Origin of the sequence: Anaeromyxobacter sp. Red801, assembly GCF_049201065.2 — a bacterium.
GTDB lineage: Bacteria > Myxococcota > Myxococcia > Myxococcales > Anaeromyxobacteraceae > Anaeromyxobacter.
In genome coordinates this window covers 1,138,420-1,158,877 of the sequence record NZ_CM181236.1, presented here as the reverse complement: position 1 = coordinate 1,158,877, position 20,458 = coordinate 1,138,420, and the positions used below count along the sequence as shown (strand labels likewise).

23 protein-coding genes and 1 pseudogene are annotated in these 20,458 nt (G+C 73.8%); 18 read left to right on the top strand and 6 right to left on the bottom strand.

The window, feature by feature from the left end; genetic code table 11:
* The first annotated feature begins 125 nt into the window (after positions 1-125).
* The 7 genes and pseudogenes from ACOQFB_RS05295 (at position 126) to ACOQFB_RS05265 (ending at position 5,908) form a co-directional block, all read left to right on the top strand.
* A complete protein-coding gene (locus ACOQFB_RS05295) occupies positions 126-311 on the top strand; it encodes a hypothetical protein (RefSeq protein WP_059437485.1) in 186 nt (61 codons plus the stop codon).
* A 129-nt stretch (positions 312-440) separates the two neighbouring features.
* Positions 441-1,118 (top strand): hypothetical protein, encoded by a 678-nt coding sequence (locus ACOQFB_RS05290; RefSeq protein WP_421608879.1) that lies wholly within the window; start codon positions 441-443, stop codon positions 1,116-1,118.
* Between the two features lie 71 nt (positions 1,119-1,189).
* A complete protein-coding gene (locus ACOQFB_RS05285) occupies positions 1,190-2,131 on the top strand; it encodes an aldo/keto reductase (RefSeq protein WP_421608878.1) in 942 nt (313 codons plus the stop codon).
* A 66-nt stretch (positions 2,132-2,197) separates the two neighbouring features.
* Positions 2,198-2,766: pseudogene (locus ACOQFB_RS05280) on the top strand (type 1 glutamine amidotransferase domain-containing protein).
* A gap of 123 nt (positions 2,767-2,889) precedes the next feature.
* Positions 2,890-3,654, top strand: a complete 765-nt coding sequence (locus ACOQFB_RS05275) for a class I SAM-dependent methyltransferase (RefSeq protein ID WP_421608876.1) — start codon at positions 2,890-2,892, stop codon at positions 3,652-3,654.
* Positions 3,655-3,708: 54 nt separating this feature from the next.
* Complete coding sequence (locus ACOQFB_RS05270; RefSeq protein WP_421608875.1) at positions 3,709-4,146, top strand: DUF2721 domain-containing protein; 438 nt, start codon at positions 3,709-3,711, stop codon at positions 4,144-4,146.
* A 64-nt stretch (positions 4,147-4,210) separates the two neighbouring features.
* Entirely contained in the window at positions 4,211-5,908 is a 1,698-nt protein-coding gene (locus ACOQFB_RS05265) for a DEAD/DEAH box helicase (protein ID WP_421608874.1), read from the top strand.
* Here the strand turns inward: ACOQFB_RS05265 and ACOQFB_RS05260 are convergent.
* The gene (locus ACOQFB_RS05260; protein WP_421608873.1) at positions 5,895-6,284 is read right to left on the bottom strand and encodes a hypothetical protein; all 390 of its coding nucleotides are present in this window, start codon (positions 6,282-6,284) and stop codon (positions 5,895-5,897) included. The two genes, ACOQFB_RS05265 and ACOQFB_RS05260, sit on opposite strands and share 14 nt — an antisense overlap.
* A gap of 148 nt (positions 6,285-6,432) precedes the next feature.
* On the opposite strand from ACOQFB_RS05260, the gene ACOQFB_RS05255 reads away from it, so the two are divergent.
* The 4 genes from ACOQFB_RS05255 (at position 6,433) to ybaK (ending at position 9,660) form a co-directional block, all read left to right on the top strand.
* Positions 6,433-7,101 (top strand): hemerythrin domain-containing protein, encoded by a 669-nt coding sequence (locus ACOQFB_RS05255; RefSeq protein ID WP_421608872.1) that lies wholly within the window; start codon positions 6,433-6,435, stop codon positions 7,099-7,101.
* Positions 7,102-7,254: 153 nt separating this feature from the next.
* The gene (locus tag ACOQFB_RS05250; protein ID WP_421608871.1) at positions 7,255-7,740 is read left to right on the top strand and encodes a hypothetical protein; all 486 of its coding nucleotides are present in this window, start codon (positions 7,255-7,257) and stop codon (positions 7,738-7,740) included.
* The gene (locus ACOQFB_RS05245) at positions 7,737-9,137 is read left to right on the top strand and encodes a GAF domain-containing protein (RefSeq protein ID WP_059437495.1); all 1,401 of its coding nucleotides are present in this window, start codon (positions 7,737-7,739) and stop codon (positions 9,135-9,137) included. Before ACOQFB_RS05250 ends, ACOQFB_RS05245 begins: the two co-directional genes overlap by 4 nt.
* Before the next feature lie 40 nt (positions 9,138-9,177).
* Positions 9,178-9,660: a Cys-tRNA(Pro) deacylase gene (gene ybaK / locus ACOQFB_RS05240; RefSeq protein ID WP_059437497.1), complete on the top strand. Its 483-nt coding sequence runs from the start codon at positions 9,178-9,180 to the stop codon at positions 9,658-9,660.
* 10 nt (positions 9,661-9,670) lie between these two features.
* Here ybaK and ACOQFB_RS05235 read toward each other — a convergent pair whose 3' ends face one another.
* A complete protein-coding gene (locus tag ACOQFB_RS05235; RefSeq protein ID WP_421608870.1) occupies positions 9,671-10,456 on the bottom strand; it encodes a glycosyltransferase family 2 protein in 786 nt (261 codons plus the stop codon).
* Between the two features lie 77 nt (positions 10,457-10,533).
* Here ACOQFB_RS05235 and ACOQFB_RS05230 point away from each other — a divergent pair, with 77 nt between their 5' ends.
* From ACOQFB_RS05230 to ACOQFB_RS05200, 7 genes are read left to right on the top strand one after another with little or no spacing between them, the layout of a single operon-like run.
* Positions 10,534-11,271: a glycosyltransferase family 2 protein gene (locus tag ACOQFB_RS05230; protein ID WP_421608869.1), complete on the top strand. Its 738-nt coding sequence runs from the start codon at positions 10,534-10,536 to the stop codon at positions 11,269-11,271.
* Positions 11,268-11,651, top strand: a complete 384-nt coding sequence (locus ACOQFB_RS05225) for a DUF2304 domain-containing protein (RefSeq protein ID WP_421608868.1) — start codon at positions 11,268-11,270, stop codon at positions 11,649-11,651. The genes ACOQFB_RS05230 and ACOQFB_RS05225 overlap by 4 nt, the downstream gene beginning before the upstream one ends.
* Before the next feature lie 19 nt (positions 11,652-11,670).
* Positions 11,671-12,603 carry a glycosyltransferase family 2 protein gene (locus ACOQFB_RS05220; RefSeq protein ID WP_421608867.1) on the top strand — a complete coding sequence of 311 codons (933 nt, stop codon included), beginning with the start codon at positions 11,671-11,673 and terminating at the stop codon, positions 12,601-12,603.
* The gene (locus tag ACOQFB_RS05215) at positions 12,600-13,517 is read left to right on the top strand and encodes a glycosyltransferase family 2 protein (protein WP_421608866.1); all 918 of its coding nucleotides are present in this window, start codon (positions 12,600-12,602) and stop codon (positions 13,515-13,517) included. Before ACOQFB_RS05220 ends, ACOQFB_RS05215 begins: the two co-directional genes overlap by 4 nt.
* A 53-nt stretch (positions 13,518-13,570) precedes the next feature.
* Positions 13,571-14,701, top strand: a complete 1,131-nt coding sequence (locus ACOQFB_RS05210) for a glycosyltransferase (RefSeq protein ID WP_421608865.1) — start codon at positions 13,571-13,573, stop codon at positions 14,699-14,701.
* On the top strand, positions 14,698-14,892 hold the full coding sequence (locus tag ACOQFB_RS05205; protein WP_421608864.1) for a hypothetical protein: 195 nt from the start codon (positions 14,698-14,700) through the stop codon (positions 14,890-14,892). The genes ACOQFB_RS05210 and ACOQFB_RS05205 overlap by 4 nt, the downstream gene beginning before the upstream one ends.
* Positions 14,889-16,124 (top strand): glycosyltransferase family 4 protein, encoded by a 1,236-nt coding sequence (locus ACOQFB_RS05200; RefSeq protein WP_421608863.1) that lies wholly within the window; start codon positions 14,889-14,891, stop codon positions 16,122-16,124. The genes ACOQFB_RS05205 and ACOQFB_RS05200 overlap by 4 nt, the downstream gene beginning before the upstream one ends.
* Here the strand turns inward: ACOQFB_RS05200 and ACOQFB_RS05195 are convergent.
* The 4 genes from ACOQFB_RS05195 to ACOQFB_RS05180 all read right to left on the bottom strand — a co-directional run bounded on the left by ACOQFB_RS05195 (position 16,121) and on the right by ACOQFB_RS05180 (position 20,407).
* Positions 16,121-16,948, bottom strand: a complete 828-nt coding sequence (locus tag ACOQFB_RS05195; RefSeq protein ID WP_494492486.1) for a glycosyltransferase — start codon at positions 16,946-16,948, stop codon at positions 16,121-16,123. The genes ACOQFB_RS05200 and ACOQFB_RS05195 overlap by 4 nt on opposite strands.
* Before the next feature lie 365 nt (positions 16,949-17,313).
* Positions 17,314-18,678, bottom strand: a complete 1,365-nt coding sequence (locus ACOQFB_RS05190) for a lipopolysaccharide biosynthesis protein (protein WP_421608861.1) — start codon at positions 18,676-18,678, stop codon at positions 17,314-17,316.
* Positions 18,679-18,809: 131 nt separating this feature from the next.
* The gene (locus ACOQFB_RS05185; protein WP_421608860.1) at positions 18,810-19,295 is read right to left on the bottom strand and encodes a GNAT family N-acetyltransferase; all 486 of its coding nucleotides are present in this window, start codon (positions 19,293-19,295) and stop codon (positions 18,810-18,812) included.
* Positions 19,292-20,407: a DegT/DnrJ/EryC1/StrS family aminotransferase gene (locus ACOQFB_RS05180; protein ID WP_421608859.1), complete on the bottom strand. Its 1,116-nt coding sequence runs from the start codon at positions 20,405-20,407 to the stop codon at positions 19,292-19,294. The genes ACOQFB_RS05185 and ACOQFB_RS05180 overlap by 4 nt, the downstream gene beginning before the upstream one ends.
* Positions 20,408-20,458 lie beyond the last annotated feature (51 nt).

The window sequence follows — 20,458 nt, the reverse complement described above, 5'->3', positions numbered from 1 at the left end:
GGCGAAGAAGTCGACCGGTCGCGCGCTGCGAATGCATCGCCTTCATGGTTATCCGACCGGGCGCCCGGCCGTCAAGCCGCGAGGCGACCAGGCCCGCCACACCAGCGCCCGCGCCGGCGTGTAGAATGCGACCCGTGAAGCGCAAGCTCTTCCGCGGCAAGAAGAACCCGTTCGCCATCGACGCGCCCCTCCCGCCCGCCGGCGCGGCCCGGTGGGCCACCATCGCCGGGCTGGTGATCGGCGGCCTGGTGGCGCTGTCGGTCCCGATCTTCTTCGCGCTGTTCCTCCTCGGGACGCTGCGCGGGGAGTGAAGCTCCCCGCGGCGGGCCGTCCGGCGCCCGGGCACCGGCCCGGGCGGCGGGCGGTCGTGCGCCCAGCGGCAGCCGGGCGTGCGCCTCGCGCCGCCTGCCCCCATCCTTTCGCGAAGGGGGGACCGAGGCATGCAAGTGAGAGGAACCGCGGTCGCGGCGGCGCTGCTGCTCGCCGCCGCCGGCTGCAAGACCGGGACGAGCAGCAAGACCCGCACGGCGAACGCGTCGGGCGACGACAAGGCCACCACCGAGATGAGCGGCCGCGAGCGCACCGCGCAGGCCGCGCCGCAGGAGGGCCAGAGCGAGCGAGACGTCGCCGAGGCCCAGGCGGCCGAGGCCGCGCCGAGCGCGCGCGCGCAGCAGGGCGTGGGCGGGAAGGATCCGCACCCGCTCCCGACCGAGGGCGCGGACGCCACGCCGCGGTACTCGGGCGATCCGGGCGCGGGCTCGGCGGGCCAGCAGGGCCGCGTGCCCGAGACGATGGAGCCGGGCGCGACCGGCAGCGTGGCCGGCACCGGCACGCCGGGCGCCGCCACCGGCACGGGCGCGGGGACGGACGTGACCGGGCCGAGCGAGCTCTCCGGGCGCGTCGCGCTCATCGATCGCGAGCAGCACGAGATCGCCATCGACTCGGGCGACGCGACCACGCAGGTGAAGGTCGCCGACGGCGCGCGCATCACCGTGGACGGCCGGTCCGCCACGCTGGCGGACATCCGGCAGGGCGCCGCGGTCCGCGCGCGCTTGGACCGCAGCGGCGACACGCCGCAGGCGGTGCAGATCGACGTGACGCCGTCCAAGGCGAAGTAGCGGGGGCGGGGGGACGCGGGGCCCCGGTGCGCCGGACGCGCGCGCCGGGGCCCTGGCGTTAGGATGGCGCCATGACCGCGCTCCCCCGCTTCCAGCCGCGCCGCTCCCTCGGCCGGACCGGCGTCCCCGTCACCCGCATCGGCGCCGGCGACCTCGCCGATCGCAGCGTCCCGAAGGAGCGCTGCGTCGCCACGCTCCGCCGCGCCCTCGACGCCGGCGTGAACGTGGTGGACACCGCCCCGATGTACGAGGACGGCTACTCCGAGGAGATCGTCGGGGAGGCGCTCCGCGGCCGGCGCGAGGGCGTGTTCGTGGTGGACAAGATCGATCACCTCGACCGGCCCGTCGCCCCGCAGCTCGACGAGAGCCTGGGGCGGCTCGGCGTGCGGGCGGTGGACCTGCTGGTCTTCCACTCGGTGTCCGAGCCGGCCGCGTGGGCGCGCCTCGCCGCGCCGGGCGGCGGCATGGAGGAGCTCGCCGAGGAGATCCGGCGCGGGCGGGCGCGCTTCCGCGGCATCTCCAGCCACCACCCCGACGTCCTCGCCGCCGCGCTCGACGCCGTCCTGTGCGACGTCGTCATGTTCCCGGTGGGGCCGTACGTGCACCCGCGGTACGTGCAGGAGCTCCTGCCGCGCGCCCGCGCGCTCGGCGTCGGGACCATCTGCTTCAAGACGTTCGGCGCCGGCAAGCTGCTCGGGGACACCGAGGGCTACGGCCGGGCGCTGGCGGAGCGCCCGCGCGGGAAGCTCTCGTCGGGCGGGCAGGACGCGGCCGTCCCGACGCTGCCGCGGCTCCCGGTCGAGGCATGCGTCCGGTACACGCTCACCTGCGATCCCGACGTGGCGCTGCTCGGCCTCTCGTTCCCGAACGAGCAGGACGCCGCGTTCGCCGCCGCGGCGGCGTTCCGGCCGATGGACGAGGCGGAGCTTGCCGAGACGCGCCTGCGTGCGGCCGAGGCGGTGCAGGGCAAGGGAGCCGTCTGGTGGAACCCACCGGAGCGGCCCGGCGCCTGACGATTTTCCCCGCCGGCGCCTTGTGCCGCGCGCAGCCTGTGCCGAACCTCCACTCGGAGGAAGGCCATGGCGCGCATCGCATTCATCGCGGACGATCTGTTCGAGGACTCGGAGCTCCGCGTCCCCTGGGACCGCCTGCGGCAGGCCGGGCACGAGACCGTGCTGGTGGGGCTCGAGAAGGGCAAGCAGATCCGCGGCAAGAAGCAGCGGGAGACGGTCACCACCGACGCGGCCGCGCGGGACGTCACCGCCGACGACTTCGACGCGGTGGTGGTGCCGGGCGGCTACTCCCCCCCGATCACCTCCGGACCGACATGGACATGGTCCGGCTGGTGCGGACCGCGTTCACCGCCGGGAAGCCGGTGGCCGCGGTCTGCCACGGGCCGTGGATGCTGATCGAGGCGGACGCGATCGACGGCAAGACCGTGACCTCCTCGCCGTCGCTCAAGACCGACCTCATCAACGCCGGGGCCCGCTGGGTGGACCGGCAGGTGGTCGAGGACGGGAACGTCATCACCAGCCGGAAGCCCGACGACCTCGAGGCGTTCTCCGACGCCATCCTGCGCCACCTGGGCGAGGAGGCGCGGGCGCGGCCCGACGACTCGGCCGGCGCGGAGCAGGGCGCGGGGATCTGAGCCGTCGCCCCCTCCGCTCGGGGTTCGACGGGCTCACCCCGAGCGGAGTTGGGGATTCCGCTCGCCCTGAGCCCCGTCGAAGGGCGAGCGGCGGGCGAGGCGTGGGAGTGCTAGACCTCTCCCATGGCCGCGTTCAAGGACCACTTCACCCCGGTCGCGGACGCGTACCGCGCCTTCCGCCCGCGCTACCCGCGCGCGCTGTTCCGCTGGCTCGGCGAGGTCGCGCCCGCGCGCGGCGACGCGCTCGACTGCGGCTGCGGCAACGGGCAGGCGTCGCTCGGCCTCGCCGAGGTCTTCGAGCGCGTGCACGCCGTCGATCCCGGCGAGGCGCAGGTCCGGCAGGCGCTCCTCCACCCGCGGGTGACCTACTCGGTGGCGCCGGCCGAGGACACCGGGCTGCCGCCCGCGTCGGTGGACCTCGCGATCGCCGCGCAGGCCATGCACTGGTTCGACCTCGACCGGTTCTACGCGGAGCTGCGGCGCGTGGCGCGGCCCGGCACGGTGTTCGCGGCGGTGACCTACGGGCTCTCGCGCATCGACCCCGAGGTGGACGCGGTGGTGGACCGCCTCTACCACGGGCTGCTCGCCGGCGACTGGCCGCCCGAGCGCGTGCACGTGGAGAGCGGGTACCGGACCTTGCCCTTCCCCTTCCCCGAGCTGGAGGCGCCGCCGCTCGAGATCGAGGAGCGGTGGCCGCTGGACGTCTTCCTCGGCTACCTCGGTACCTGGTCGGCGGTGACCGCGCACCGCCGGCGCACCGGCGCCGATCCCCTCGCCGAGATCGGCCCCGCGCTGCGGGTCGCGTGGGGCACGCCGGAGCGGCCGCTCCGCGTCACCTGGCCGCTCGCGGTCCGGGCCGGGCGGATCCTGCCGCACGCCGGCGGGTGAGGCCGGCGCCGCCGCGTTCTTGTGCCCGGCGCGGGCCGAGGCGAGACTCCGCGCATGCCGCCCGATCCCGCGATCGCCAACATCACCCGGGTCATCCAGCTCTCCGTCGCGCCCGTGTTCCTGCTGACCGCCGCCGGGACGCTGCTCGGGGTGTTCTCGACGCGGCTCGGGCGCATCGTGGACCGGTCGCGCCGCCTGCTGGAGCGCCTCCCGGCGCTGCCGCCGGAGCGCCAGCCCGGCGTGCGCGAGGAGCTCGCGCTCCAGTTCCGCCGCCGCCAGCTCGTCAACACCGCCATCACCTTCGCGACCGCCGCCGCGCTGCTGGTGTGCCTGCTCATCGCGGTCGCGTTCGTCGCCTCGCTCCTGCACTGGGACTTCTCGCACCCCGTCGCCGGGCTGTTCATCGCCGCGATGGTGGCGTTCATCGGCGCGCTGCTCGCGTTCCTCGCCGAGGTGCTGCTGGCGGTCCGGAGCGTGCGGATCGACCATTGATGGCGGTCGCGTCCCCCGGCGCAGGCGGCGAGCGGAAGGCCGCGGAACCTGCTAGAACGCGCCCGTGACCTTCACCGAGCTCGGCGCCCACCCTGCCCTCGCCCGCGCGCTGGAGCGGCGCGGCTACTCCGAGCCGACCGCCGTCCAGGAGGCGGTGTTCACGCCCGGGCTCCGCGGCCGGGACCTCCTCGTCTCGTCGGCCACCGGCTCGGGCAAGACCGTCGCGTTCGGCCTCGTCCTGGGCGGCTCGCTGCTCGGCGACGCCCCCGCGTTCGGGCCCGCCGGCCTGCCGCTCGGCCTGGTGGTCGCGCCCACCCGCGAGCTCGCCATGCAGGTGCAGCGCGAGCTCTCCTGGCTCCTCGCCGAGGCCGAGGGGCGCGTCGTCGCCTGCGTGGGCGGCATGGACGCCCGCCGCGAGGCGCGCGCGCTCGCCGACGGCGCGCACCTGGTGGTCGGGACCCCCGGCCGCCTGCTCGACCACCACCGCCGCGGCGCGCTCGACCTGTCCGACCTGCGCGCGCTGGTGCTCGACGAGGCGGACGAGATGCTGGACATGGGCTTCCGCGACGAGCTGGAGGCCATCCTCGCCGCCGCGCCCGAAGGGCGCCGCACGATCATGTTCTCCGCCACGCTCCCGAAGCCGATCGTGGAGCTCGCCCGGCGGTACACGACGGACCCGGCGCGCGTCGCCGCCACGCCCGCCGGCGGGGCGCACGCCGACATCGCGTTCCGCGCCCACCTCGTCGCGCCGAGCGAGCGCGAGCTGGCGGTGGTCAACGTGCTGCGCGCGCTGGAGCCGCCCCGGGCGCTCGTGTTCCGCGCCACCCGCGAGGCGGCGCACCACACCGCGTCCAGCCTGTCCGAGCGCGGCTTCGCCGCCGTGCCCATCTCCGGCGAGCTGACGCAGGCCGAGCGCAACCGGGCGCTGGTGGCGCTCCGCGACGGGCGCGCGCGCGTGCTGGTCGCGACCGACGTGGCCGCCCGGGGGCTCGACCTGCCCGGCCTCGACCTCGTGCTCCACGCCGATCTCCCCCGCGACCCCGCGGCGCTGCAGCACCGGAGCGGCCGCACCGGCCGCGCCGGGCGCAAGGGGCTGGCCGTGCTGCTGGCCGCGCCGCCCGAGCGCTACAAGCTTGAGCGGATGCTCCGCGACGCCGGCGTGCGGGTCGAGTGGGCGCCGGTGCCGGCCGCCGAGGCCATCCGGGCCGCCGACGAGGCGCGGCTCGCCGGCGAGGTGGACGCGCTGTCCGAGGACGTGAGCGACGACGAGCGCGCCGCCGCCGCGCGCCTGCTCTCCGGCCGCGACCCTCTGGTCGTCGCCGCGGCGCTGGTCCGCACCACGCGGGCCCGCCTGCCCTCGCCCGAGGACCTCACCGAGACCGCCCACGCCGCCCGCCAGGCGCCCCCGCCCCGCGGCGAGCGCGCCCCGCGGCGCGGCCCGCCCGCCGAGGTGGCCTGGTTCCGCATCAACATCGGCCGCGAGAAGAAGGCCGATCCCAAGTGGCTGCTGCCGCTGCTCTGCCGCCGCGGAGGCGTCACCCGCGACGAGATCGGGAAGATCGTGATCGGCGCCGCCGAGACGCGCTTCGAGGTGGCCCGCGCCGCCGCGCCGCAGTTCGGCGCCGCCGCCCGGCGGCCGGACCCGCGCGCCCCCGGCGTGCGCATCGAGCCCGTGCGCGAGGGGCGCGCGCACGGCGAGCACCGCGCGTCAGCCGGCGGGGAGCGCCCGCCGCGGGCGCGCCGCCCGGTCACTCGGACCTGAACGTCCGGATCCCGAACAGCGCCGAGACCACCCAGGACAGGAACGCGAGCGCGAGCGCGAGCAGGAGCGAGCGCCAGAAGCCGAGGCCGTAGCTCGCCGCGATCACGCTCAGCCACACCAGCACGTACAGCAGCCACGGCAGGACCAGGAACCAGAGGAACTTCGCGAGCGTCATGTAGTAGGCGATCGACAGGACGATCGACACCACCACCGCGCGGCCGAACGTGTTGAACGGGTTCCCGGGCGAGACCCACGCCACCGCGAGCCACAGCACGCCCGCCGAGACGACCAGGCGGACGACGAACGCGAGCAGGTGGTTGGGCGGGTTCGGCGAGGCGTTCATGGCGTGCTCCGGGTCGCGGTCGCCGTCCAGCATGGATCGGCGTGCGCCCCCGCAGCGTATCCCGGATGGGCGCGCGGCCTTAGGGACAACTTAGGATTCCGCTAGCGAAGTTTGAGCACGCCCGCGCGGCGCGCTCCGCCAGATTGGTGTCCGGACCCACACCGACCTGGAGGAAGCACGCATGTCGCGCATCGATCTGTTCGGCCCCGTCCACAAGGGCATCCGGACGCTGCTGTTCGACGCCGGGACGCGCCTCGGGCGCACCGACTTCGCCGACGAGGCCGGCGCCGCCGCGGCGGCCGAGCTGGTGCACCGGCTGCTCGGGATGCTCGAGGAGCACGCCGCGCACGAGGACCGCTGGTTCATGCCCGAGCTGGCGCGGCTCGCGCCGGAGCTGCACGCCGCGCTCGCCGCCGACCACGCGCGCACCGAGGGGCTGGCGCGCGAGGCCGGGCAGCTCGCGGCCCGGCTCGCCGGGGCGTCCGCCGCCGAGCGCGCGGCGCTGGGGCGCCGGCTGCACGACCGGATCTGGGGGCTCGCGGCCGAGCACCTGCGGCACATGGAGCGCGAGGAGGCGGAGGCCATGCGCGTGCTCCACGCGCACTTCGACGACGCCGCGCTGGGCGGCCTGCACCGGGCGCTGCTGGAGAGCATCCCGCCGCCGCGGCGGGGCGAGTGGTCCGCCGTGATCGTCCAGGCGCTCAACCTGCCCGAGCGCGCCGGCCTGCTGCGTGGCATGGCCGGGGAGATCCCGCCCGCCGCGTTCGCCCAGGCCACCGCGCCGATCCGGGCGGCGCTCGGAGCCGAGGCGTGGGCCGCCGCCACCGCGGCGGCCGGGATCGCCGCGTAGCCGGGGCCGGCGCCCCGGGGGGAGGCCGCACGGCGGGTGCGCTTCGCGCCGTGCCTGCCCCGCGCGCGTGGGACGCACTTCCTGGTCGTCCCGACAGGGCGGGCCTGCGCGCGTGCGGCGGATCGGCGCGTGCCCTTAGAATGCGCGCCCAGCGTGATCTCCCACGACCTCTCCGCGTTCCTCGAGTCGGGCGTCTCCATCCTGCTGGCGAGCCGCGACGCCCGGCTCCTGCCCGAGTGCGTGCGGGCGGTCGGGGCGCGCGTGGAGGCGGGCGGGGCCGAGCTGACCGTGCTCGTCCCCGAGGCGAGCGCGGGCCGCTGCCCGTCCGCGCTCCGCGAGAGCGGCCGCGTGGCGGTGATGTTCTCGCGGCCCACCGACCATCAGACGATCCAGGTGAAGGGACAGGTGGCGGCGCTCGCGCCGGCGACCGCGGACGAGCGACCGCTGGTCGAGCGCTACACGTGCGCGCTCGCGCGGGAGCTGGCGCTCGTCGGCGTGCCGCCGCGCCTCACGCTGCGGGTGAACCGCTGGCCGTGCCTGGCGGTGCGGCTCCGGGTGGACGGCCTGTTCGTGCAGACGCCCGGCCCGGGCGCGGGCGCGCCGCTCGGGGCCGCCGTCCCGCCGGAGCGTGCGCCGTGACCGCCCCCGCGCCGCTGGCCGGGCTGCCGCCCACCTGCTTCCAGGGCATCGTCCCCGCGGCGATCGCGACCTGCTCGCGCGCCGGCGAGCCCAACGTCACCTACCTGTCGCAGGTGCACCAGGTCGACGACCGTCACGTGGCGCTCTCCTGCCAGTTCTTCAACAAGACCAAGCGCAACGTGCTCGAGCACCCGCACGCCACCGTGCTGCTGCTCGATCCCCTCACGCTCGACAGCTGGCGCCTGCGGCTCCGGTACGACCACGCCGAGACCGAGGGGCCGCTGTTCGACCGGATGGCGCTCCGCATCCAGGCCATCGCCTCGTACACCGGGATGGCCGGAGTGTTCCGGCTCCTCTCCGCCGACGTCTACGAGGTCCTCGGCGTCGAGCGGCTGGACGGCTTCCTGATGCCGCCCGACCCGATGCTCGACGCCGAGCCCGCCGCGCCGATCGCGTCCGGACCGCTCACCGAGCTGCGCGGGCTCCAGGCCGTGTCGGAGCGGATCAACCGCGCCGCGGACCTCGAGACGCTCCTCTCCGGCGCCATGGCCGCGCTCGACGAGCTGCTCGGCTTCCAGCACGCCATGGTGCTCGTGCCCTGCGAGGCCGGCCACCTCGTCGCGATCGCCAGCCGCGGCTACGGGCCCGGCGGCATCGGCGCGGAGGTGGCGCTCGGGGCCGGCATCCTCGGCACCGTGGCCGAGCGCCGGCGGATGATCCGCGTGGCCGGGGTGGGCGGGGAGCTTCGGTACGGGCGCGCCATCCGCGCGCGGGTGGCCGAGGCCGGCGAGGCGGCCGGGCTCGCGCCCGAGATTCCCCTGCCCGGCCTCCCCGACGCGCAGGCCCAGCTCGCGCTGCCGCTGCTCGTGGGCGACCGGCTGGTCGGCGTGCTCGCGGTGGAGAGCCGGGACCCGCTCCAGTTCGACGAGTGGGACGAGGCCTTCCTGCAGATCGTGGCGAACCAGATCGCCATGGGCATGGAGCGCATGGCGGCGCTGGAGGAGGACGCGGCGCCTGCCGCCACGCCGGTCCCGGCGCCGCCGCCGGCCCGCGCCGCGCCCCACGCCCGCCGCCGCACGCTCGTCTACTACCGGAACGACGACTGCGTGTTCGTGGACGGCGAGTACCTGATCCGGAACGTGCCCGGGAAGATCCTGTGGAAGGTGCTCGGGCTCCACCGCGCCGAGGGACGGACCGAGTTCACCAACCGCGAGCTGCGCCTCGACCCCGGCCTCGGCCTGCCGCCGGTGAAGGACAACCTGGAGAGCCGGCTCATCCTGCTGCGCCGGCGGCTGCTCGAGAAGTGCCCCGACGTCCGGCTCGTGCCGGTGCGCCGCGGCCGCTTCGCGCTGGAGCTCGACTGCGCGCTGGAGCTGGTGGAGAAGGAGTGCGCGTGAGCCCTCCCGCCGCGCCGGCGCTGCGGTATCCTCCGCGCGCATGAGCAAGATCCCGTCGACGCCCGCCACGCGCCTCCTCCGCGAGCAGGGCGTCGCGTACACCGAGCACCCCTACCGCTACGAGGAGCACGGCGGCACGCGAGTCTCCGCCCGCGAGCTCGGGGTGGACGAGCACGCCACCATCAAGACGCTCGTCATGGAGGACGAGGACCGCGAGCCGCTGGTGGTCCTCATGCACGGCGACCGCGAGGTCTCCACCAAGGCGCTCGCGCGCACCATCGGCAAGAAGACCGTCCAGCCCTGCAGGCCGGAGGTGGCGAACCGGCACTCCGGCTACCAGGTCGGCGGGACGAGCCCGTTCGGCACCCGCAAGAAGCTGCCGGTGTACCTGGAGCGGTCCATCCTCGAGCTCGAGAAGGTCTACATCAACGGCGGCTCGCGCGGCTTCCTGGTCGGGCTCGCGCCGGCGGAGATCGTGCGGGTGCTCGCGCCGGTGCTGGTGGACGTGGCGATCGAGAAGTGAGCGGCCGGGGTCACCGCCGGCGCAGCGCCGCGGCGAGGTCCAGCGCCTGGTAGACCGCGACCTGCGCCGCGTACCGCGCCAGGTGCCCCGGCAGCGCCAGGCGCTCCGTCCCGCGCGCGCGGCGGCAGGCGATGCGGAACGCCTCCCACGCGCCGGTGCGGTAGCGGGCGCCGGTCTTGGACGAGGCGTGCCAGCGGAACGCCGCGAGCGGACGCGGCACGAACACCGGCCGCGCTACCCGGGCGAAGCGCAGCCAGAGGTCGTAGTCCATGGCGAAGTGCAGCCCCTCGTCGAGCGGGCCCACCTCGGCGACGAGCTCGCGCCGGAAGAACGTCGCCGGCTGCGAGATGAAGTTCCGCCCGAGCAGGCGCCGCAGCTCGTACCGACGGGCCTGCGCGTTCTTGTAGGCGGTGACGCCGCGGCGGATCTCGCGGTCCTGCTCGTCCACGATCCGGCACTCGCCGAAGCACCAGCGCGCGTCAGCCCGGAGCGCCTCGACCGCCGCCTGGAGGGCGCCCGGCTCGTAGGTGTCGTCGGAGTTGAGCCAGGCGACGATCTCGCCGGAGGTCATCCGCAGGCCCTTGTTGATGGCGTCGCACTGCCCCCGGTCCGGCTCGGAGATCCAGCGGAGCCGCCCCTCGTAGCGTCGCAGCACCGAGAGCGTCGCGTCGGTGGAGCCTCCGTCCACCACCAGGTACTCGAGCTCGAAGTCACCCCGCTGCGCGAGCACGCTCTCGACGGTGCGCTCGATGAAGCCGCCCTGGTTGAACGACGGCGTGATGATGGAGACTCGCAACCGCCCTCCCAGGCAGCGTTCCGGCCGGATGGTGCCCGCTTTTCCCGGTCCCGGGCGTATGCTACGTCATTCCTGCCTTGACGCACGCACTCGTCGCCGAGACGCCGCACGCCCACCCGGCCCGTCTGCTGGTCGTGATGCCCGCGTTCAACGAGGCCCGGGGCATCCGGCGGGTGGTCGAGGCGGTGCGCGATCAGGTGGCCGGCGACGTGCTCGTCGTCGACGACGGCTCCGCGGACGAGACCGCCGCCGAGGCGCGCGCGGGAGGGGCCCGCGTGGCGGTGCACCCGGTGAACCTCGGCTACGGCGCCGCCCTCCAGACCGGCTACCGGTACGCGCTGCGCCACGGCTACGACGCCGTCCTCCAGCTCGACGCGGACGGCCAGCACGATCCCGCGTCGATCCCGCGGCTGCTCACCGCGCTCCACGACGCCGACGTGGTCGTCGGGTCGCGGTTCCTCGAGCCCGGCTCCTACCGCCCGCCGCTCGCGCGGCGCATCGGCATGTGGCTGTTCGGGAGGGTGGCGAGCGCGCTGTCCGGCCAGCGGATCACCGACCCCACCAGCGGGTTCCAGGCCATCTCGCGCGAGGCGCTGCGCTTCTACGCGCACGAGCGGTACCCGGTGGACTACCCCGACGCCGACGTGCTCGCGATGGTCGCGCGCGCCGGCCTCCGGCTCACCGAGGTGCCGGTCCGGATGCTCCCGTCGCCCGAGGGCAAGAGCATGCACGGCGGCGTCGTCAAGCCGCTCTACTACGTGTTCCGGATGTCGCTGGCGCTGTTCCTGGTCCCGCTCCGGAGGGAGACGCGATGACCCCCACCCAGCGCGTGTTCGCGGTCACGGCCAGCCTGGTCACCTTCGGCGTGATCCTCGAGCTGGTCCGGCGCCGCAAGCTGAAGGAGGAGTACTCGTTCCTCTGGATCGTCACCGGCGTCGCCATGCTGTTGCTGGCCTCCTGGTACGGGCTGGTCGAGCGGGTGACCGCGCTCATCGGCGCGGTGACCGTCACCACCACGCTGTTCCTGTTCGGCCTGCTCTTCCTGCTGCTCATCAGCGTGCACTTCTCGACCGTGCTCTCCCGCCTGACGCAGCAGGTGCGTCAGCTCACGCAGGAGCTGGCCATCCTCTCGGCGGAGCGGGACGAGGCGGTTCGGAGCCCGACGGCCCAGGCCCCGCCGCTCCAGCGCGACTGATCGCCCGTACCGCCATCCGATGCCATTCCGCGCCTGCCCCAGCCTTGACGAGCTTCCTCCGCCGCCCGACGGCGCGAGGGGCTGGCCCTGGACCACCGGCACCGCAGTACCGCCCGCGCCGGTGCCGTTGCCCACGATCACGCTGGTCACCCCGTCGTTCAACCAGGCGCGCTTCCTCGAGGCGACGATCCGCTCCGTGCTCCTGCAGGGATATCCATCGCTCGAGTACGTGATCATGGACGGCGGCTCCACGGACGGGTCGGTCGAGATCATCCGGAAGTACGAGCCGTGGCTGGCCGGATGGGTCTCGCAGAAGGACCGCGGCCAGAGCGACGCGTTGAACCAGGGCCTCGCGCGCGCCGGCGGAGACGTGGTGAACTGGCTGTGCAGCGACGATCGGCTCGCTCCGGGCGCGCTGCACGCCGTCGCCCGCTTCCGTGCCGCGAACCCCGACGCGATCGCCTGGGCTGGCGCGTGTCGCACGGTCACGGTGGATGGTCGCTCGTACTACACGAACGCGCCGCGGGGCGCGACGCGCGAGGAACTGGCGGACTGGGGCCGTACAGGGAGGATCTCGCAGCCGGCCTGCTTCTTCCGACGTGACGCCTGGGAACGCCTGGGCGGGGTGGAGGAGTCCTACCACTACGCGATGGACTTCGACCTCTGGCTCAGGATGTCGGCGCTGGGCCGATTCGCCCTCAGCGGTGAGATCTGGGCCGAGGAGACGATGCACGACGCCACCAAGAGCTTCGGCCAGCGCGGCCGTTCGCTCGCCGAGGTCCACCTCATCCAGATCCGCCATGGATTCGAGCGCATCGCTCTCGAGCGGATGGGCGAAGCCCTTCAGCAGCGCGAGGACATCCTGGCCCGCCACCCGGCCGTTCGCCTGAAGACGCAGCTCAACCTGTGGGTGCGGCCGTTCCTGGACGCGCTCGGCAGGCGACCGAGATGACCGCGCCGGCCTTCTCGGTGATCCTCGCCACCGTGCATCGGCCCGAGCTCGCCGTGGCGGCGGTGCGCTCCGTGCTCGGCGGAACGTGGGCCGACCTCGAGATCCTCGTCGTGGACCAGAGCCGCGACGTCCGCACTCGCGAGGCGGTGACTGCGCTCGGCGACCCGCGCGTCGTCTATCTCCACTCCGACGTGACCGGGCTGAGCCGCGCCCGCAACCTCGGCGCAGCGCACGCGCGCGGCTCCTTGCTCGCCTTCCTGGATGACGACGCCGTGGCTGACCCAGCATGGCTGACGGCGTACTCGGCCGCCTTCGCCACCCTCCCTCGCCCCGGGATGGTCGGCGGGCGCCTCCGTCCGCTCTGGGACGCACCGCGCCCCGCCTGGTTTCCCGCGGCGCACGCCTTCCTCCTCGGGCTCTACGACCTGGGCGACGCGCGCTGCGAGTTCCCGCCGCGGGACCTGCCGATCGGCGCGAACTTCGCGATCCCGGCGGACGTGCTGCGGCGGGTCGGCGGTTTCGAGGTGACGCTGGGCTTCGATGCGAGCCGTTCCGGATCGCTGGTTGCCGGGGAGGACACCGCGCTTGGCCTCCGCGTTCGTCGCGCCGGTCTCCGCGTCCTCTACGAGCCGGGGGCCGCGGCCCTGCATCACGTATCGTCCGCGAAGCTCACGCCGCGCTACTACCTGTCGCGGCTCTACTGGGCAGGGCGAAGCCACGTCCGGACGAGCCGGCTGGTCGGTTCGCCCGGCGTGCTCGCCAGCGACGCCCCGCATACACCGAACCGCGCGCTGCCGGCGGGTGGACCCGCCCAGCGAATCGCGCAGGTCGCCGGGCGGGCCGCCGTGCTCGCCGGGGCGGCGGTCGAACTGCTGTCCTCCCGCGAGCGCAGCGCCGGAGGCGCGCCGGGATGAGGGTCCTGCACGTCAGCGGCTGCTATGCGCCGGCGACGGAGTGGGGAGGCGTCGTGACCGCCGTCGAAGGCATGCTCCACGCGCTCGCCGGCGCCGGGGTCGACGTGGAGCTGTTCACGACGACGCAGCGGTCCCGAAGCGATCTGCCGGCGATCGCGTCCGGCCGGCGCGACGTGGACGGCGTGCCGGTGTCGTACTTCCGTTCGGTGCACCGGCTTGGCCGCGCGTTCTACGCGCCCGCGCTCGGCCGGGCACTCAGGGCTCACGCGGAGGCGTTCGATCTCGTCCACCTCCACATGCTCTGGACGGCGGCCGGGATCGTCGCGGCGCGTCACTGCCAGGCGCGCGGCATCCCGTATGTCGTCACCTTGCACGGCGCGCTGAACCCGTGGGCGCTGCGCCAGCGCTCGCTCGAGAAGCGCGTCTTCCTTGCCGTCGCAGAGAGGCGCAGCCTCGAGCGGGCCGCGTTCCTGCACTTCACGACGGCGGCGGAACAGGAGGAGACGCCGGCGTGGGTGCGGATGCGGCCGGCGGTCGTCGTTCCGGACGTGGTCGAGGCCGAGCAGTTCCTGAGCTTGGGGGACGAGGCTGATCGGGCGCGCAGCTTCGAGGTGCTGCTGCTGTCGCGCATCCACCCCGTGAAGGGATTCGACTTGCTGGTGCCTGCCATGAAGCGGGTCCGCGAGCACGAGCCGCGCGCGCGGCTGGTGATCGCCGGGCCGGACGAGGGGGGGCACCGCGCCGTGGTGGAGCGGCAGGTCGCGGAGGCTGGACTTCAGGGCGCCGTCACCTTCACCGGCCTACTCGATGCCCAGGGCCGCGCGCGCGCGCTCGCGCGCGCCGCCGTCCTGGCGGCGCCTTCTCACCAGGAGAACTTCGGCATGTCGGTTGCCGAGGGCATGGCGGCCGGGCTCCCCGTGGTCGTGTCGGACCGGGTGAACCTCGCCCGCGAGGTGCAGCGCGCCAGCGCGGGCGAGGTCGTCCCGCTCGATGCGGGCGCCCTCGCGGAGGCCATCCTACGCTTGCTGCGCGACCCTAGCCGGCGCACGGCCATGGGCGCTGCCGGCCGGCGGCTGGTTGCCGATCGCTTCTCGACGACCGCGGTGGGCCGCGCGCTGCGCGCTGCGTACGCGTCGGCACTCTCGGGCCGGGCGGCGCGGACCGGCCACGCGGAGGCATCATGAATCCCGTCCGCCTCGACTTCGTCGACTTCTGGCCGGGGTTCGACCGGCGGAAGGACGTTCTGCTCGACGTGCTGCGCACCGGCCTGGTCGACCGCCATCGGGATCCCGGCGTGTTCCTGGACTGGCTCGAACGCGTCTACGAGCCCGCGGCGGGACGCGAGTCCGCCGCGCCGGCCGCGGTGACCGGATGAGCACGCTTCGAATCTGCATCGACGCCCGGCTGCGGGCAGGTGAGCAGGGCGGCGTGCAGCAGGCGCTCATCGGCCTCGCCTCTGGCCTCGCGGCGCTCCGGGATGGGGAGGAGGAGTACATCTTCCTCGTCAACGACGACTCGGCGGATTGGCTGGCGCCGCATGTCGCGGGTGCCTGTCACATGCTTGCATGGCCGCGCACGCCGAGGCGCGTCGCGGGGAGCGCGCTGCTCTCTCCTGCCGTCTACGACCGGCTCGCTCGCGCGGTGGTGCGGTGGATGCCGGTCCGGGTTCCACCGTCCGACGGCTTCGTCGAGTCGCTCCGTGCGGACGTTGTGCACTTCGCGCTGCAGCACGGGTTCCGCACCTCCGTGCCCTCCATTTACGTGCCGCACGACCTGCAGCACGTACACTTCCCGGCGTTCTTCTCGCGCCAGCACGTCCGGTGGCGCGCGGTGACCTACCGCACGCTTGCCCGGCAGGCGGCCGCGGTCGTCGCGCTGACACCTTACGGGAAGCGGGATCTGGTCGAGCACCTCGGACTCGACGCGTCCAGGGTCCACGTGATCGGCTGGGCGCCGGTGCTCGACGCGTACCCGGCACCCGACGAGGCGGACCTGCGGCAGCTGCGTGATCGCCTGGCGCTCCCCGGGCGCTTCGCGCTGTTCCCGGCCCAGACGTTCCCGCACAAGAACCACGTCCGGCTGTTCCAGGCGCTCGCCTTGCTCCGAGCGCGTGGGGTTGAGGTTCCGCTCGTCTGCTCGGGGCATCGCGATGCGTGTCACCCCTCGCTCGTGGCGGAGCTCCGGCGCCTCGATCTCACCGGCATGGTCCGCTTCGTAGGCTTCGTCGAGCCGTTCGACCTCGTCGGCCTCTACCGGCTCGCATCGTTGCTGGTGTTCCCGAGCCTCTTCGAAGGCTTCGGCATGCCCGTCCTCGAGGCGTTCCGGTCGGGCGTGCCGGTCGCGTGCTCCGGAACGTCATCGTTGCCCGACGTCGCCGGGAGTGCGGCCGAGATGTTCGACCCGACGAACGTTGCGGCCATGGCGACCGCGATCGAGCGGGTCTGGACCGATCCCGTTCGCGCGAGCGCCCTGGTCGATCACGGGACACGGCAGGTCGCCAGGTTCACCTGGGACCGAACTGCGCGCGCCTATCGCGCGCTGTACCGTGCTGCCGCCGGGCGCCCGCTGGACCGCGTCGATGCGCGGTTGCTCTCGGAAGGGAGCTAGGTGAGCCGCAGCAGGCGCGCGTACTCGGCGGCGACGTCGTCCCAAGTTCGCAGACGCAGTGTCTTCGCCTGCGCTTCGGCCCTGCGCCGGTACTCGGGGTATCCCGCCTCGAGCTCGGCGAGCCTGGCCGCAAGATCAGCGGGGTCCCTGGGATTGAACCAGAGGACCTGCCCACCGGTCCGCTCGAGCATCTCCCGCATGACCGGGATGTCGGAGGCGATCACGGGGATTCCCGCGGTCAGCGCCTCCAGCACCGGGAAGCTACCGCCGCCCTCGGCGAGCGTCGGCATCACGAGCGCCCAGGCCTCATCGAGGAGCTGCTCGTACGCTCGATCGTCCACGTAGCCGAGCGCGAAGAGCGATGCGTCGCGCGCGAAACCCGATGCTTCCGCGAGCTCCGTCAGCTTGCGAGCGCGCGCGCTCCGAGGCGGCCACAGGTCCATCCCGCTTCCCGTGAGGACCAGGGGGTGCCGTGCTCCGGTCCTCCCGAGGGCGCGCAGGAGTACCTCAGCGTTCTTGTGAGGCGTGATGTTGATGGGCGCAAGGAGGTACTCTCGATGCGTGAAGGCACGGCTGCTTCGCTCGGCCGGGCCGGGCGGGCGCTCGTGACTGCCGGAGAGCGGGATCAGCTCCAGGCGTTCCCTGGGGGTTCCGAACATCGAGTACAGGGTCCCGGCGGTCGCGTTCGAGGTGATGGCGATGCGCGCCTCGGACGAGAGCCAGGCCCGGACCGTCTCGCGCTCGTCGCGGCGAATCCACGCAGCGGCGATCTCGGGAAACTGCAGCGTGATGACGGTGCAACGTGGCGACCACCCGTCCCGCACGCGTCCATGGGATGCGGTGTCGGTGCAGCCACGGAAACCACACTACGTCGGCGCCGTCCAGCAGGTCGCCCGCGACCGCGTGGTGGAAACGCGCCGTGCCGAGCAACAGGTTGAGCGGCCCCGCGCCCGGGATCCCGGCCATGAGCGTCCGCGAGCGCCATGCATCCACTGGGGGAAAATCCACGAGGCGCACGCCTGGATCCCTGCTCAGCAGCGATCCGTAGCGCTCCAGCGCCTCGGCGTGGCTCACGAGCTCGATCTGCAGCCCAGGCAGGCGCTGCAGCCCGCGCAGCATCTCGATGGTGAAGCGCACCCCGCCGCCCGGGTTGGCCACGTAATCGATGACGCGCAGCAGCATCAGGGACTCACTTTCCGACGTCATTGCCTCCCCTGAGGACGGGGCGCGCCATCCAGGGAAGGATCCAGGTGAAGGCCAGGGCCGTCACGGCGCCCGACGCGATCACCACCCCGAGCACCTGCAGGTGGGGCGCCAGCCACCAGGTCAGCAACACGGTCGCGGTCGCGTTGACGAACACGAGAGCGACGAGGCCCCAGAGCCGATCGGTGATGGCGAGCAGATCCGAGTGAGCGCCGACCCATGTCACCGAGACCATCATCACCCAGAGTACGATCCAGGTGGACGGAGAGAACGACACGTCGGACCTGCGCAGCCAGATTCGTAGCAACGGATTCCCGACGAGGACCAGCGCAGCGCCGCCCAGCAGTGCCAGGCCGACGCGCACCCTCACGAACTGCGCGAAGCTTGCGCGGACCCACGCGTGCTCACCCCGCTCGACCGCCTCGCGGAAGCTCGGGACGAATGAGGAGGTGCTGAGCTGCACCACCCCGAGCGCGATGAGGTAGAGCCGCATGAGGATCGCGTACTCGGCCACGATTGCCAGGTTGCAGCGATGCGCCAGGATGATCGCCTGCGTCTCATTCACCACGAGTGCGCCCACCTGGAACAGGAACATCGGGATGGAGCGGGCCATCACCTCTCGCAACGCCTCGCGATCCACCGCTCCGACGCGGAAGCGAAGCCAGGGCATGGCGACACGCATCGCGTATCCCAGCCCCAGCGCCGAGGCGACGAGCCCGCCCAGGCCGAAGACCAGCACGAGCGCGGGCAGGCCGGCGCCGAGGCCGAGCGCGGCGAGCAGGGCGACGACGCCGACCACGGCGCCGATCATGGCGAAGGCGTTCGCGACGTACGCACGCTGGTACGCTGCGTAGATTTGCCCCCCCACCGAGAGCGGCAACCCGATGATGAAGGTGGCCAGGGCAGCCACCACCGACCAGCGGACCGTCTGCGCGTCCACGGCCCCGCGGACTGCGAGCACTCGCTCCCATGGGATGCTCCACGCGCTCGCCGCCACCCCGGCGGCCAGCACCGCCGCGATCGCGACGAGCGCGGCCAGCGCCGTCGAGACATACTTAGCAGCCAGATCGCGCTCGCCGCGCCCATGTGCCTTCGCGAGGCAGTTCACGAGCCCATTCGCGATCCCGAGGTCGAAGAGCGTCGCCCAGGCCACGACCGTCGTGACGGTGCTCCAGAGCCCGAAGCGCTCCTTGCCGAGATAGGCGAGCAGCAGCGGCACGGTGACCAGGCCGACCGCGGTGCCCAGGCCGCGCACTGCAAACCCGGAGAGGGTCGTGAGCGCGATACGACGGTACCGTTCCTGCGAGCGCCCGTGCGGAGTGTCCTGTTCGAACGGCCGAAGCCGTACCATCGACCAGCCCTCGCGCCACCATGCCCAGCTGCGCGCGAACGCGCCGGCGCGGGCACCCTCGCGCCTGGCGGGTCGAGCACTGGTCTCCGGAGCGCTGGCTGGCGGTGGCGTAGGCATGGAGGCGACGGCGGTCAGGGGCGCGCCGGCAGCGCCTTGTAGCCCACCAGCTGACCGCGCTCCTCGCCCTGGAACTCGTACCCGAGCGACCGGTACAGCGCCACGGCGGCGGCGTTGGCAGGGTAGACCTTGAGCCGGATCCGCGGGGCGCCGCGGCGGCGAGCCTCGCAGTGGAGGTACTCCATCACGAGGCGCCCCAGGCCGAGCCCGCGCGCCGCAGGGTGGATGGCGATGCCGAGGCTCGGGACGGCGTAGCCCTCGTCCCAGCCCCGCAGCATGCCGTACCCGAGCACCCGGCCGGCGACCACGGCCGCGCAGTACACGTCGAGCCCGGCGTAGCGGGCGCGCTCGGCCGCCGCTTCGGGCGTGAACGGGTGCGGGTGGAAGGACCGGTCGTCCCCCGCCGCGACCAGGGCCGAGAACAGCTCGGCGAGCGCTGCCTCGAGGTCAGGGCCGACGCGCCGGAGCTCGAGCTGCTCGCGTAGCAGGTCGGCGCTCAACGGCGCGCCTCCACGATGGCGGCGGCGACCCGGTCGACCTCCGCGTCGGTCAGCTGCGTGTGGGTGGGAAGGTTCAGCCCGATCGCGCCGAGACGATCGGTGACGGGGAGCGCCTCGCCGCGCCGGCGCGACTCCTCCCAGAACGGCGGGAGCCGGTGCAGCGGCCGGAAGAACGGGCGCGTCTCGATGCCGAGCTCGGCCAGGCGCGCCGCCAGCTCGTCGCGCGAGCGCCCGAACTCGGCCGCGTCCACCGTGACGCTGAAGAGCCACGGCGAGAGCTCCGCCCAGCTCGCCTGCGGCTGGAACCCGATGCCCGGCACCCCCTCCAGCGCGGCGCGATACCGCGCGTAGATGGCCCGACGCCGGGCGAGGAGCTGCGGCGCGCGCTCCAGCTGGGCGCACAGGAGCGCGCAGCAGATGTTCGTGAGCCGGTAGTTGTACCCGGTGATGGGGAAGAAGTAGCGCCGGTCCGGATCGACCCCCTGCCCGCGGAGCAGCCGCGCCCGGCGCTCCAGGGCGGGGTCGTCCAGCGTCACCGCTCCTCCCTCGCCGCTCGTGAGCACCTTGTTGCCGTAGAAGGAGAACACGCCGATGCGCGCCAGCGACCCGGTCGGCCGGCCCTTGTACCGCGCGAAGTGCGCCTCGGCGGCGTCCTCCACCACCCACAGGCCGTGCGTCGCGGCGATGTGGCCGATGGCGTCCATGTCCGCCGGGTGGCCGTACAGGTGCACCGGGATGATGCCCTTGGTGCGCCGCGTGATGCTCGCCTCCAGCCGTTCCGGGTCCATGCACCAGGTCGCGGGGTCCACGTCCACGAACACCGGCTCGGCGCCGCAGTAGCGGACCGCGTTCGCGGTGGCGATGTACGTCAGCGACGGGACCAGCACCTCGTCGCCCGGCCGCAGGTCCATGGTGAGCAGCGCGAGGTGGAGCGCAAGCGTGCCGTTCGCGACCCCGATCGCCGCGCGCGTGCCGCACTGCTCCGCGAAGGCTCGCTCGAAGCGGCCGACGAACGGGCCGGTGGACGAGATCCAGCTGGAACGCAGCGCCTCGACCACGTAGCGCTCCTCGTTCCCGGTCAGGTCGGGCGCGGCGACGGGGATGGACGTCATCTCTGGACCCCTGATCGGCTGGAAAGCCCGCAGTCTACACCACGCGAACCG

Bases quoted from the DNA above. Each gene is read 5' to 3' on its own strand.
- ACOQFB_RS05260 (WP_421608873.1), bottom strand. From the start codon at position 6,284: ATGCTGGACGGCGACCGCGACCCGGAGCACGCCATGAACGCCTCGCCG.
- ACOQFB_RS05295 (WP_059437485.1), top strand. From the start codon at position 126: ATGCGACCCGTGAAGCGCAAGCTCTTCCGCGGCAAGAAGAACCCGTTC.
- ACOQFB_RS05205 (WP_421608864.1), top strand. From the start codon at position 14,698: ATGAATCCCGTCCGCCTCGACTTCGTCGACTTCTGGCCGGGGTTCGAC.
- ACOQFB_RS05270 (WP_421608875.1), top strand. From the start codon at position 3,709: ATGCCGCCCGATCCCGCGATCGCCAACATCACCCGGGTCATCCAGCTC.
- ACOQFB_RS05225 (WP_421608868.1), top strand. From the start codon at position 11,268: ATGACCCCCACCCAGCGCGTGTTCGCGGTCACGGCCAGCCTGGTCACC.
- ACOQFB_RS05255 (WP_421608872.1), top strand. From the start codon at position 6,433: ATGTCGCGCATCGATCTGTTCGGCCCCGTCCACAAGGGCATCCGGACG.
- ybaK (WP_059437497.1), top strand. From the start codon at position 9,178: ATGAGCAAGATCCCGTCGACGCCCGCCACGCGCCTCCTCCGCGAGCAG.
- ACOQFB_RS05290 (WP_421608879.1), top strand. From the start codon at position 441: ATGCAAGTGAGAGGAACCGCGGTCGCGGCGGCGCTGCTGCTCGCCGCC.
- ACOQFB_RS05220 (WP_421608867.1), top strand. From the start codon at position 11,671: ATGCCATTCCGCGCCTGCCCCAGCCTTGACGAGCTTCCTCCGCCGCCC.
- ACOQFB_RS05190 (WP_421608861.1), bottom strand. From the start codon at position 18,678: ATGGTACGGCTTCGGCCGTTCGAACAGGACACTCCGCACGGGCGCTCG.
- ACOQFB_RS05285 (WP_421608878.1), top strand. From the start codon at position 1,190: ATGACCGCGCTCCCCCGCTTCCAGCCGCGCCGCTCCCTCGGCCGGACC.
- ACOQFB_RS05275 (WP_421608876.1), top strand. From the start codon at position 2,890: ATGGCCGCGTTCAAGGACCACTTCACCCCGGTCGCGGACGCGTACCGC.
- ACOQFB_RS05215 (WP_421608866.1), top strand. From the start codon at position 12,600: ATGACCGCGCCGGCCTTCTCGGTGATCCTCGCCACCGTGCATCGGCCC.
- ACOQFB_RS05180 (WP_421608859.1), bottom strand. From the start codon at position 20,407: ATGACGTCCATCCCCGTCGCCGCGCCCGACCTGACCGGGAACGAGGAG.
- ACOQFB_RS05200 (WP_421608863.1), top strand. From the start codon at position 14,889: ATGAGCACGCTTCGAATCTGCATCGACGCCCGGCTGCGGGCAGGTGAG.